The organism is Prevotella communis (assembly GCF_022024115.1).
Lineage (GTDB): Bacteria > Bacteroidota > Bacteroidia > Bacteroidales > Bacteroidaceae > Prevotella > Prevotella communis.
Window position 1 is genome coordinate 970,159 of sequence record NZ_CP091792.1, and the last position, 12,525, is coordinate 982,683.

Annotated in this window: 10 protein-coding genes; 7 read left to right on the forward strand and 3 right to left on the reverse strand. The window is 52.7% G+C overall.

Annotation, left to right across the window (positions count from 1 at the left end):
- The first annotated feature begins 9 nt into the window (after positions 1 to 9).
- Positions 10 to 420 carry a PaaI family thioesterase gene (locus tag L6468_RS03740; protein WP_091814805.1) on the forward strand — a complete coding sequence of 137 codons (411 nt, stop codon included), beginning with the start codon at positions 10 to 12 and terminating at the stop codon, positions 418 to 420.
- Positions 417 to 1,532, forward strand: coding sequence for a chorismate-binding protein (locus tag L6468_RS03745; RefSeq protein ID WP_237795420.1), 1,116 nt, complete (start codon positions 417 to 419; stop codon positions 1,530 to 1,532). Before L6468_RS03740 ends, L6468_RS03745 begins: the two co-directional genes overlap by 4 nt.
- Before the next feature lie 6 nt (positions 1,533 to 1,538).
- On the opposite strand, the gene menD is transcribed toward L6468_RS03745, so the two are convergent.
- Both menD and L6468_RS03755 read right to left on the reverse strand, forming a co-directional pair.
- Positions 1,539 to 3,020, reverse strand: coding sequence for a 2-succinyl-5-enolpyruvyl-6-hydroxy-3-cyclohexene-1-carboxylate synthase (gene menD / locus L6468_RS03750; protein WP_237795427.1), 1,482 nt, complete (start codon positions 3,018 to 3,020; stop codon positions 1,539 to 1,541).
- A 5-nt stretch (positions 3,021 to 3,025) separates the two neighbouring features.
- Entirely contained in the window at positions 3,026 to 4,705 is a 1,680-nt protein-coding gene (locus tag L6468_RS03755) for a nucleoside kinase (protein ID WP_091814796.1), read from the reverse strand.
- Between the two features lie 822 nt (positions 4,706 to 5,527).
- On the opposite strand from L6468_RS03755, the gene menB reads away from it, so the two are divergent.
- From menB to L6468_RS03770, 3 genes are read left to right on the forward strand one after another with little or no spacing between them, the layout of a single operon-like run.
- The gene (menB, locus tag L6468_RS03760) at positions 5,528 to 6,385 is read left to right on the forward strand and encodes a 1,4-dihydroxy-2-naphthoyl-CoA synthase (RefSeq protein ID WP_091851430.1); all 858 of its coding nucleotides are present in this window, start codon (positions 5,528 to 5,530) and stop codon (positions 6,383 to 6,385) included.
- The gene (locus L6468_RS03765) at positions 6,382 to 7,422 is read left to right on the forward strand and encodes an o-succinylbenzoate synthase (protein ID WP_237795429.1); all 1,041 of its coding nucleotides are present in this window, start codon (positions 6,382 to 6,384) and stop codon (positions 7,420 to 7,422) included. Before menB ends, L6468_RS03765 begins: the two co-directional genes overlap by 4 nt.
- On the forward strand, positions 7,401 to 8,375 hold the full coding sequence (locus tag L6468_RS03770; RefSeq protein ID WP_237795437.1) for an AMP-binding protein: 975 nt from the start codon (positions 7,401 to 7,403) through the stop codon (positions 8,373 to 8,375). Before L6468_RS03765 ends, L6468_RS03770 begins: the two co-directional genes overlap by 22 nt.
- On the opposite strand, the gene aroB is transcribed toward L6468_RS03770, so the two are convergent.
- Entirely contained in the window at positions 8,349 to 9,401 is a 1,053-nt protein-coding gene (gene aroB, locus L6468_RS03775; RefSeq protein ID WP_237795439.1) for a 3-dehydroquinate synthase, read from the reverse strand. The genes L6468_RS03770 and aroB overlap by 27 nt on opposite strands.
- 127 nt (positions 9,402 to 9,528) lie before the next feature.
- Here aroB and L6468_RS03780 point away from each other — a divergent pair, with 127 nt between their 5' ends.
- Positions 9,529 to 11,652: a family 43 glycosylhydrolase gene (locus L6468_RS03780; protein ID WP_237795448.1), complete on the forward strand. Its 2,124-nt coding sequence runs from the start codon at positions 9,529 to 9,531 to the stop codon at positions 11,650 to 11,652.
- A gap of 86 nt (positions 11,653 to 11,738) precedes the next feature.
- The gene (gene infC, locus L6468_RS03785) at positions 11,739 to 12,437 is read left to right on the forward strand and encodes a translation initiation factor IF-3 (protein WP_237795462.1); all 699 of its coding nucleotides are present in this window, start codon (positions 11,739 to 11,741) and stop codon (positions 12,435 to 12,437) included.
- Positions 12,438 to 12,525: the final 88 nt, after the last annotated feature.

Genomic DNA, 12,525 nt, shown 5'->3' on the forward strand with positions numbered 1-12,525 from the left:
GTATATTGAATGAACGTAGATAAGATAAAAGCTATTATTGATTCAAAGCCAAATCTAAGTACCGCCCTCGGGATGGAGTTTATCTCCACACCCGAGGGCGATACGTGTATGGCACGCATGAAGGTTGATGAGCGTAATCGTCAGCCTTTTGGTTTTCTGAGTGGTGGTGCTTCGCTGGCACTGGCCGAGAATGTGGCCGGTGTCGGCTCGTCGGCCCTCTGTCCCGGGTGCGCCTGCGTGGGCATCGAGGTCAGTGGCAGTCATGTGAAGGCTGTCGTCGAGGGCGACACCGTGACGGCTTATGCCCGTCTGTTGCATCAGGGCACCACGCTCCACGTATGGAATGTAGATATCAAGGACACGGCAGGCGACCTGATTTCCAATGTCCGTGTCACTAACTATGTGATGAAGCAGAAATGACGGGATTCGCTCTGTATAGATTGCCTTATGAAGGGCAGGTGACGCTTGTGGCACAGAAGGAGGGCGAACCCCTGGAACTGCCTTCTATCGCAGCGCTCAACGGGCAGACAGGTTTCGTGGTGGCTCCTTTTTCCATCAGTCCCAGCTGTCCCCTGGTGCTCATCCGTCCGGACGTCGTCCAGACGTTTCCCTCGTATCGTGAGTGTGTCTTCGTGGGCGCCGGCCTCTCGCAGGCCGTGGGGCGACCTCTCTCTAGTGGGGAAACGACGAGTCTTAACCGTGATACTTACGCCGATGACTTCCGCCGCTTCTTTGCCGGACTGTCCGACGGACGTTTCAGTAAGCTGGTGCTCAGCCGTTGTGCGGAGGTGCAGGCCGAAGAGGATGCCCAGCCCCTGACCCTTTTCCAGCGGGCTTGCGAGATGTATCCCCGTATGTTTATCTCACTGGTCTGTACGCCCCAGAGTGGCATGTGGCTCACGGCAACGCCCGAGATCCTGCTGGAGGGAATCGGCAACCAGTGGCGCACCATTGCGCTGGCCGGCACCATGAAACTGGAAGGCGACGACCTGTTGGGCGAGGGCGAGCACATGACGTGGAGCACGAAGAATATCCAGGAGCAGCGCTATGTGGCCACCTACTTGATGAACTGTCTGGAGCGTGTGGCCGACGATAGCCATGAGGAGGGACCGCGCACCGTGCGTGCGGCCAACCTGGTGCATCTGCGTAGCGACTTCACCTTCACCTTATCTGACAATGAGCGTGTGGGCGATGTGCTCCAGCTGCTGCATCCTACGCCCGCCGTCTGCGGACTGCCTAAGCAGGATGCCTACGACTTCATCCTCTGCAACGAGCATACACCCCGCCTCTACTATAGTGGCTTCATGGGACCTCTCAACCTCAGCCCTCAGACATCAGACATCAGCCCTCAGCCCTCAGTCATCAGTCCTCAGACTCACCTCTACGTATCCCTGCGCTGCATGCAAGTCACTGACACACAGTATCGTCTGTATGCCGGCGGTGGACTGCTGAAGGACAGCGTCGAGGAACAGGAATGGATGGAGACAGAGGCAAAGATGGAAACGATGCGCCGCGTGTTGAAGACACAGTAGGGCGTCCTACAAAAAGACCTCCAGTAGCAATGGGCGTTCGCTCTCTGTTGCGGTGAGCCAGTCGATGCCCTCCTGCATCTGTTGCATATCCTTTGCCTGACGATAGGTGACAGCGTTCTGCTGGCAGATACCTTCTGCGTTGGCGTGATGCTCCGCAGCCACGTATTTGTCGCGTGCAGGACTCTGTTCCAACCCTGGCAGCATGTTGAAGATGACACCCTTGCCATTGTTCATCAGGAGTATGCGCAGATTGCCTCGCAGGTTCTGATTCCACAGCGCATTCTGGTCATAGAAGAAACTCAGGTCGCCTATTACACAGAACACCTTGTCGTCCGTGACACAAGAGAATCCTGCCGCTGTTGACAGTGAGCCCTCGATGCCATTCACGCCACGGTTACAATAGACGCGTGTCTTGGCGTAGGTATTTGCCAGTCGGATAGCCATGCTGTTGGCATAATGCACGATATTGCCTCCCCGCTGTTGCTCAAAGTATTTCACGACGGCCGCCTGTGAGTATGGTGGTTCGGTGGCCTCTGTCTGCTGACGAATCTGTGTCAGCAGTGCCTCCCATTTCTGTACGAAGGGGTGGGGCATCTCTTCCAGGTTGAAACGAATCAGGTCGGCTACCACCTCAGGGTCTGCCTGGACGACGTGCGTCAGGTTCATAAACGTATCCGTCACCTCGCCCTCGCGGTTCACCACCCATGTCTCCTTTGCCTTACGCAGGAAATGCTTCAGACGTTTGCTCACGATAGAGCCGCCCGCGTAAACCACGAAGTCGGGCACGTACTCCTCGTTGTCACCTATCTGCATCACGGCCTCGTCCATCAGCGGGTTCATCGGCTGACCGGCAATCAGCATGGGACGCTTGGCCTGCAGGAACATCCTGCAGACGTGTGTCAGCGTGATATTCGTGGCATCGGCAGGGGTGAAGTCTATCTTACGCTCCTGGGGGAGTGCTGGCGTGTCAAACCGGAACAGAGGTTCCGTAATGGGCACGTTGATATGTACGGGTGCATGTTTCTCTATCAGTGCCTCGTTAACCAGTCGGTTGCAGTACCAGCGGGTGTCCTCGTCGTGAGGTTCTGGCAGCGATACGGCTTTCTTGACGAAGCGTCCCAAGGCATCAGGCTGAGGCAGGGTCTGACCGTCGAGCTGGTCTATCCACTGCTGCGGACGGTCGGCACTGATGACCACTACTGGCTGATGCTGATAGTAGGCTTCTGCTACGGCAGGTGCCAGGTTGAGCAGTGCCGTGCCACTGGTGACGCATACCACCACGGGCTCCTTTAATGCCTGCGTCATGCCCAGCGCATAGAAGCCTGCCGAGCGCTCATCCGTCACAGGATAGCACTGGATATCGGGGCACTCGTTCAGGTTGTGTACGATAGCCGCATTCCTGCTGCCTGGACATACCACCGCATGATGTATGCCGTGAGCCACCAGTAAACTCGTCAGTATATTAACGTTCTCCTTGTTAGAATACATGTTGTCTAGTATTTGAAGCTTGACCCACCCACGAACTCTCGCATGATACTTGTGGGTGGTATTTCCTTGTCGCTCACGGGCAGGAAGAAGTGGATGAATTTCATCAGGCGGTGAGCCTCGGCATACTCCGGACAGTTCTTGGGTACGGACGCCAGGATAATCTCGGCATGGATGCGCAGCACGGCAAACTCAATGTTCAGTGCCGAGTTAAACATCACGTCGGCACTCTCCTGGAAGGGGAATATCCATTTGTCCTCCGCCTCGCACACGTTCTTCCACTGTGCTATGGTCTCCTGAGCCGTGAACGCCCCCTTGTTGTAGTCGCGTATGATGCGGCGCAGCAGTCGGTTGTCGCGCACCGGAATCCAGTTGTGGTCATCCAGCGAGATGCTCGTCAGGGCCGAGATATAGATCTTGTATTTCAGCGCGTCGGGAATCTTCTTCGTGAGCAGCGGGTTCAGGGCGTGGATGCCCTCGATGATCAGCACCGTGTCGTTCGACAGCTTCAGCTTCTTACCGTTCCACTCGCGCTTACCCGTCACGAAGTTATACTCCGGTATCTCCACGCGCTCGCCCTGCATCAGTCGCAGCAGGTGGTCTTCCAGCAGCGAATACTCCACCGTCTCGATGTTGTCGAAGTCATAGTCGCCATTGGGTAACTTTGGTGTATCCACGCGGTTCACGAAATAATCGTCGGTCGAGAACGACACAGGACGCAGTCCGCAGGCCAGCAGCTGTACGCTCAGACGCTTGCAGAACGTGGTCTTTCCTGACGACGAAGGACCTGTAATCAGCACTAGTTTTACAGGGTCTTTCTCGCGGTGGAACCTTCGTTCTATCTCCTCGGCTATCTGTACTATCTTCTTCTCCTGCAGTGCCTCACTGACCTGAATCAGTTCAGAGGCATGTCCGCGCATGATGGCCTTGTTCACGTCGCCCGCATTGCTCAGGCGCATGATGATGTCCCAGCGCGTCTTCTCGGCAAACATCCCGAAGGTCTTGGGCTGCGCCACCTTCTCTGCCACCTGGTTGGGGTTGTTCCAGTCGGGCACGCGCAGCAGCAGTCCCTCCTCATATCGCTCCAGGTCCCACACCTTCAGGTATCCGGCCGAGGGCACCAGCGGACCGTAGTAGTAATCCACCGTATCGCCCAGCGTGTAGTAGTCTGAATAGATCTGTCCGCTCGTCTCCAGCAGCTTTACCTTGTCTGAGAACCCGCGATCCTGGAACACGCGGATAGCCTCCTCGGTGGTGGCCTCCGTGCGACGGAAGGGCATGTCCATGTCGATGATTTCCTGCATCCGCTGCTTGATCTGCACCACGTCCTCGTCGGTCAGCACACTGCCGTCCTTCTTCTTGAAGTTGCAGTAGTAGCCCCTGCAGAGCGAGTGCTCAATGAATAGTTTCGAGGCGGGAAACACGTCCTGCGTGGCTTTGTAGAGCACAAAACTCAGCGAGCGCACATACACGCGATGCCCGCTACCCTCGCGAGCATCCAGAAATTCCACGTCGCGATTCTGGTACAGACGGAATTTCAGTCCCTGTGAGGCATTATTCACTTTTGCCGACACCACGGGGTAGGGCAGTTTAATTTCATCAGCAAACTCCTGATAGACGTCGAGCAGGGAAGTTCCTTCGGGGAAACTCTTCGTCACGTTGTTGTTCTTGCAGCGGATTTGAAGCATAGTATTTTGGTTATTTCGGTGCAAAGATAACGAAAAAGAGTAATTTACGCAAATTTTTGTTGTCGATTTAAAAATAAGTTGTATCTGAATTGCGTATTTCCAAAATGTCTTGTTCTTCATGGTACAGAATTTTAATGTTTCATGTTTCGCTCGGCTTTGCCGCTTGGCTCCGCCAAGAATGTTTAATGTTTAATCTTTAATGTTTAATCTTTTTACCCTTGTCAATTTCGGGGCTCTAGAGTGCCTTCGTGCTTCCAAACTTCCTCGTGCACTAGGAAAATTTTTCTCGCTAGTTAGGGCGCAATATTTATCCCTCATTGACGATGCAAAGGTACTCATAAAAAATGAGATAGAAGAGTAATCTTTGTCAAAAAACAAGAAAAGGTTAAGCGTATGTTTTTTGTGATTAAGCGCGTTACAGTGTTACAGATTACAGTTAGTTTTTAAAGCTATAAATTTGGCAAAATTGAAAATACTATTATATATAATATATATATTATATATAATAGTAAATAGTATTTACATTTTTTGCCATTTTTGGGGGTGTATGTAGTTGAGATTTAACTGTAATCTGTAACAACTGTAACGCAAGACAATAAAAAAAATAAGTGACCCGTATTTTTTTTCGTTTTCCTTTTGCATTTCGCTCGCTTATTCGTACCTTTGACTGACGTCGCGCTCGGCATCCCAACGGGTGACGCTTGCTACCAACGGGACGCAAGAAAGTACTTGCGCTCGGAAATGAAAAGAAATGCTGGCATTCCTTTTGCATTTCGCTCGCTTATTCGTACCTTTGCATGCAAATAACTAACGAAACGAGATATGGCAAAAAGAGAATGGAAAGAGATTAGGAAATTCGAGGAGATTCTCTTCGAAGAGTATAACGGCATTGCAAAGATTACGATAAACCGTCCGCGCTATCGTAATGCGTTTACACCAAAGACAACGCTGGAACTGAGTCAGGCGTTCGCACAGTGCAGGGAGCTGCAGCGCATCCGCGTGGTGTTGCTCACGGGTGCGATGAGTGAGGTGCCCGAGGGAAAGACGCTGGGCGACGTGAAGCACGCGTTCTGCAGTGGTGGCGATATGCATGTGAAGGGTCGTGGTGGCTATATCGATGATGAGGGTGTGCCCCGCCTGAGCGTGCTGGATGTGCAGATGCAGATTCGCAGACTGCCCAAACCTGTAATCGCCATGGTGAATGGTTATGCCATCGGTGGTGGTCATGTGCTGCATCTGGTGTGCGACCTGACGATAGCGTCGGAGAATGCTATCTTCGGACAGACGGGTCCGAAGGTGGGCTCGTTTGATGCTGGCTTCGGAAGCAGTTACCTGGCACGTATCGTGGGTCAGAAGAAGGCGCGCGAAATTTGGTTCATGTGTCGTCAGTATTCGGCCAAGGAGGCCGAGGAGATGGGCATGGTGAACAAGGTGGTACCCATCGAACAACTTGAAGATGAGTGCGTTAGTTGGGCCGAGACGATGATGGAGCGTTCGCCCATCGCCCTGCGTATGATTAAGGCCGGACTGAATGCAGAACTGGACGGACAGGCCGGTATCCAGCAGTTGGCTGGCGACTGCACCATGCTGTATTACTTCCTGGACGAGGCACAGGAGGGCGGCAAAGCGTTCCTGGAGAAACGTAAACCTGATTTCGATAAATATCCTAAGATACCATGAAAATAGATATTGAGGAGAGGGTGCTCCATTTCAAGCAGCCGGCAGGAACCAGTCGCGGGGTATATACGGAGCGACGGATATGGTTGGTGTCTATTTCCGATGGAAGAACCATCGGACGCGGTGAGTGTGCACCGCTGCTCGATTTGAGTTGCGACGCCATGGAGCCTGCAGTATATAATAAGGTGCTGAGGGGCTTCTGTGACCAGGTGGAGCAGACGGGCGAGATACCCTATGAGGAGATGCGCGACTATCCATCGATGCTCTTCGGACTGGAAACGGCGATGATGGACGTAAGAAGTAAGAAGGCTGATCGCAAAGGCATACTATTCGACACACCCTTTGCCCGCGGTGAACAAGGTATCACCATCAACGGACTGGTGTGGATGGGAAACCACGAGGAGATGTTGCAGCGCATGGAGGAGAAGCTGAAACTGGGCTTCCGTTGCGTGAAACTGAAAGTGGGGGCCATTGACTTTGACCAGGAGCTGGATCTGGTGAAGCGTATCCGCGAGCGGTTCTCGTATCATGAGGTGGAACTGCGACTGGATGCCAATGGCGGGTTCCGTCCTGACGAGGCGCTCTATAAACTGGAACTGCTGTCGCAATATGCCATCCACAGCATCGAACAGCCTATCAAGCAGAAGCAGTGGGCAATGATGGCTGAGCTCTGCAGGGAGTCGCCACTGCCCATTGCCCTTGATGAGGAACTGATAGGTATCAGCGACCCGGATGCGAAGCGTCAGATGCTGCGTATCATCAAACCGCGCTATATTGTCCTGAAGCCATCGCTTCACGGCGGTATGATGGGGTGCAGGGAATGGATAGAGATAGCCAAGGACGAGGGCATCGGCTCATGGATCACGTCGGCACTGGAGAGTAACATCGGTCTGAACGCTATCGCGCAGTTTTGCAGTGAGGTGTATGGCGAGAATATCAAGATGCCGCAGGGGCTGGGTACTGGTCAGCTCTTCACGGATAATATACCGATGCCTTTGGAAATACGTGGGGATAAACTATGGATCTCGAAGAATTCTTAGCCGAATGGCACAGCGGGAGCCCAACGGTGCTGGTACATACCAGTGGGTCGACGGGTAAGCCAAAGCCGATGTATGTGGAGAAACGACGTATGGAGGCTTCGGCTCGTATCACGTGTCAGTTCCTGGGACTGAAACAGGGGGATACGGCACTGCTGTGTATGTCGCTCGACTATATCGCCGGTAAGATGATGGTGGTGAGGGCGCAGACCTGGGGGCTGAGACTCCTCTCTGTTGCGCCCAGTGGCCATCCACTGAGTGCGGTGACGGAACCCGTGGATTTTGCGGCGATGGTGCCGATGCAGGTGTATAACACGTTGCAGGTGCCTGAGGAGCGGGAGAGGCTGATGGCCGTGAGACACCTGATTATCGGTGGTGGTGCTATTGATGATGCGCTGGCCAGGGAACTGGCAGGTTTCCCCAACCACGTATGGAGCACGTACGGGATGACGGAGACGCTGTCGCATATTGCACTGAGACGATTGAACGGTGCTGAGGCCAGCGACTGGTACACACCTTTCGAGGGCGTCAGTCTGTCGCAGACGGATGAGGGCTGCCTGGTGATTGATGCGCCTGCCGTGCACGACGGTCCGCTGGTGACCAACGATATCGTGGAGCTGTCGGACAAGGGCTTCCGTATCCTGGGACGCAAGGATAACGTGATATGTTCGGGCGGTATCAAGATACAGACAGAGGAGGTGGAGCGATTGCTGAAGCCACATCTGCCGGCGCCGTTTATGATTACGAAACGGCCTGACAGGAAATTCGGTGAACAAGTGGTATTGCTCACCGAATCAACGGATATGGATTGTGTCAGGGAAATCTGTCAGCAGGTGCTGCCTAAATTCTGGCAACCACGTAGCTACGCGCATATTGACGCCTTGCCGATGACGGAGACGGGAAAGCCGGCACGCAAGGAGGCGGAGCGCCTAGCAGCCTTCGCGGTAGAAGTCTAGGGCTTCTTCAATCTCTTCTTTTGTGGCTGTCTGATTGATGCGGATGTCACCGATGCCGCCCAGCAACGTGAAGTTGATGTCGCGACCAGTGTTCTTCTTGTCGTGGGTCATCAGTTCCAACAGGGTGGGGTAGTCATCGCAGGTGATAGGCATGCGTCCGTAGTGCTCGAAGATGAAGCGGGTCATCTGGCGCATCTTCTCTACAGGGAAACCGGTCTTGGCCACGCTCAGGTACAGTTCGCATACCAGGCCCCATGCTACGGCATAACCGTGAAGGACGGGCTGGCGCTGGAGTGCCAGTGACTCGAAGGCATGGCCTACAGTATGGCCCAGGTTCAGGGCTTTGCGGATGCCCTTTTCCGTGGGGTCTTCCATCACGATACGCTCTTTCACCTTGACACTCTTTGCCACCAGAAGGCCTAACTCCCTGAGGTCGGGCTTGTCGATGTCGAAATTCATCAGTTCGGCCCAATGCTCCTCCGTGGAGATGAGACCGTGTTTCAGCATCTCGGCATAGCCGGAAAGGATATTCTCCTCGTCCATGGTCTTGAGGAATGCCGTATCCAATATCACGCAGTTGGCATTATTGAATACACCAATCTCATTTTTCAGTCCGCCGAAATTGAAGCCTGTCTTGCCACCTACGGAGGCATCGACCATGGAGAGCAGGGTGGTGGGGATATTGATAATGGAAATGCCGCGCTTGAAAGTCGAGGCAGCAAAGGCACCCAGGTCGGTTACCATGCCACCACCCAGGTTGATGAGCAGTGAATGGCGGGTGGCTCCCATACGCTGGAGCTCGCTCCATACATGGGTCACAGACTCCAGGGTCTTGTTGGTGTCGCCGGCAGGAATCGTGATTTCCTGGGCTCCCTTGATACATTCGTAATCCTGGACCACGGGCAGGCAAAGCCGATGGGTGGTCTCGTCGGTGAGTATAAATATACGGTCTGCCTTACATTCTGCTATTTCTGTGGCGAGCACCTGTTCCAATTGCTCGCTGATAATGACTTTCTGCTTCTCCATATCGTTGCAAAAGTAAGGGAAATTGTTTAATCTGCAAAATTTTTTGCCGATTGTTTGAAAAAAAAGTGTAACTTTGCACGCAAATATTACGAATTATTACTATATCAATAACGAAAAGAGAATGAAAATGACAAAATTATGGGGCGTTTGCCTGATGGCTTGCATGGCTCTGAATGCGAATGCCCAACAGTCGTGGACAGCCGATAATGGCAACGGCACATTTACGAATCCTTTGTTTTATGATGAGTTTTCTGACCCGGATATCATCCGTGTGGGTGATGACTATTACTTGGCAGGTACCACGATGCATACGGTGCCGGGACTGGTTATCCTGCACTCCAAGGACTTGGTGAACTGGGAGAACGTGAGCTACTGCTTTGACCGTTTTGACTTCACCGATGATAAGTTCTCGCTGAAGAATCATCAGGAGATTTACGGTCAGGGTATCTGGGCACCTGCTATCCGCTATGCCAATGGACAGTTCTATGTGTTCTCCAATATCAATGGCAAGGGGTTGCAGTGCTACACGGCAAAGGATATCCGCGGCCCCTGGACGCACCATAATATGCAGGGTAATATCTATGACCTCAGTGTGTTGTTTGATGATGATGGTAAGATTTATGCCATTCATAAGTATGGTGAGGTGCACTGCACGGAACTGAAGCCTGACATGAGTGGTCCCGTGGAGGGTTCTGATCGTGTGATTATCCCTGAAGGTAATGGCGTGGGTGAAGGTCATCACATGTATAAGATCAACGGTATGTATTACCTGATATCTACCGACTATTCACCCAACGGGCGCACGCTCTGCTCGCGTTCTAAGAGTATCTGGGGACCGTACGAGACGCGTGTGATCAGTGCCGATGAGACTTATGGCTACAGTGGCGTAGGCCGTACTGTGGTGCCCCGTGGTACGAAATACCGTATCGGTGAGGACGGGACGAAGTTTGGCGTGAGTCCTGCCAGTCCTGATGCAACGGGTTGTGATAATGCCCATCAGGGTGGTATCGTGCAGGCCAAGAACGGTTCGTGGTGGGCACTGCTGATGCAGGACTTCCATTCTATCGGCCGTACGGTATGCCTGATGCCGATAACATGGGAAGACGGCTGGCCAATGATTGGTCTGAAGGGTAATCTGGGGCGTGCACCCCGTACATGGTATAAGCCAGATACTGTGGAGGGTTGTTATGGTATCGGCGAGGAGGCTCAGCCTATCCGTGCTCCCTATGACAGGAATGAGAACTTCAATGGAAAACAGTTGGGACGTGTGTGGCAGTGGAACCATAATCCCGATGACAAGATGTGGAGCCTGAAGGGTGGCCGCCTGCGTATTCAGTCGCAGCCCGCAGAACAGCTGATGTGGGCACGTAACACACTGACACAGCGTGTGATAGGTCCTAAGAGCATCGCTACCGTAGAGCTTTATGTGAAGGGCATGAAGGATGGCGACGTGGCCGGTCTGGGTAATATCAATATCCCCTGCTCATGGATTGGTGTCATGAAGCAGCAGGGGCAGCCTCTCATGCTGCGTGCCTTCGACCAGACAGCCTCAGACTCTCCCTCTGCCCCCGACATTATCCTGCCTGCCATTCCTCGTGACGGTAAGATATGGCTTCGCTGCATCGGCGACTATGACAACAACCAGATGCAGTATGCCTATTCTACTGATGGCAAGGAGTTTAAGACGCTGGGTCGCATGATGCCGCTGACCTATCAGCTGATCACGTTCCAGGGCTCTCGTCATGCACTGTTCTCTTTCAATGTGAATGGACAGAGGGGTGGCTATGCCGAGTTTGATAACTTCACCGTGGAAGAGCCTATGGCCGACCGCTCAAAGAATATTCCCTATGGTAAGACCATCCGTATCATCAACAAGGCTACCAACCGTCCGGCTATTGCCTTGAAACACGGTATGCTGTATGATACCCATGCGGGCGATAAGAGCGACTTGACGAAGTTTAAGGTGATTGACCGTAACCTGGGTCGCGTTGCCTTGCAGTGTGCTGACGGACGTTATGTGAAGGTCTATGGCGACGGTCTGCCCGGCGATGTGCGTTTCACTACCGATCCGAAGGAGGCAGAGATGTTCCTGTGGCAGGATTACCTGGATCATGACTTCATGCTTCTGTCGCTGACGAATCATAAATATCTGGGAAAAAGTCCTACAACAGGCAGTCCTTACAGCATGGACTTCGCAGGTCCGGATCCGGCTCGAAGGAATGGTTCTGTGTTGCGTTGGGAGGAAGAATGACTAGAAAAATGAAAAAAGAAGGGAAAATATTTTGCTAATTCGCTGAATTTGTGTACCTTTGCAGCCGATTTGCTTAAAATAGCTTAATGAAACCTGACAAAAAACAGAACCAATACCGCGTCAACGAACAGATTCGTGTACGAGAGGTCCGCATAGTAGGCGAGAGCGGATCCACGGTGATGCCTACTAGAGAAGCGCTTGATATGGCACGTCAGCAGGGTGTAGACCTTGTTGAGATTTCGCCCAATGCTAATCCTCCTGTGTGTCGTCTCATTGACTATTCTAAGTTCCTCTACCAACAGAAGAAGCGTGCTAAGGAGATGAAAGCCAAGCAGGTGAAGGTGGAGGTGAAGGAAATCCGTTTCGGACCTCAGACCGATGAGCATGACTATCAGTTTAAGCTGAAGCACGCCAGGGAATTCCTCGAGGAAGGTAATAAGGTACGAGCATACGTATTCTTCCGCGGCCGAAGCATCCTGTTCAAGGAGCAAGGTGAGGTGCTGTTGCTGCGTTTTGCCAACGATCTGGAGGAAGTAGGTAAGGTAGAGTCAATGCCAAGCCTCGAAGGAAAGAAGATGTTCCTCTATCTGGCTCCTAAGAAAGCCGGCGTAGCCAAGAAGAGTCAGCAGGCTCGCGACCGTGAGAATGCTGAGGCTGAGCTGAAAGAGGCTCAGAGACAGCAGGCTGCAGAGATTGACGCAGAGGCTCCTGCAAACGGAGGCCTGTTTGCCAACGCAAAAATCAGTGCTGATGCGCTGAAGAAGTTGACAGAGACAGAGGATTAATTATCCATTCTCAATTGTCAATTATCAATTAGAAAGAAAGGGTGGCGCGCCCGGTATATGCGTAGCTGCCGATTATTAATAACAATTT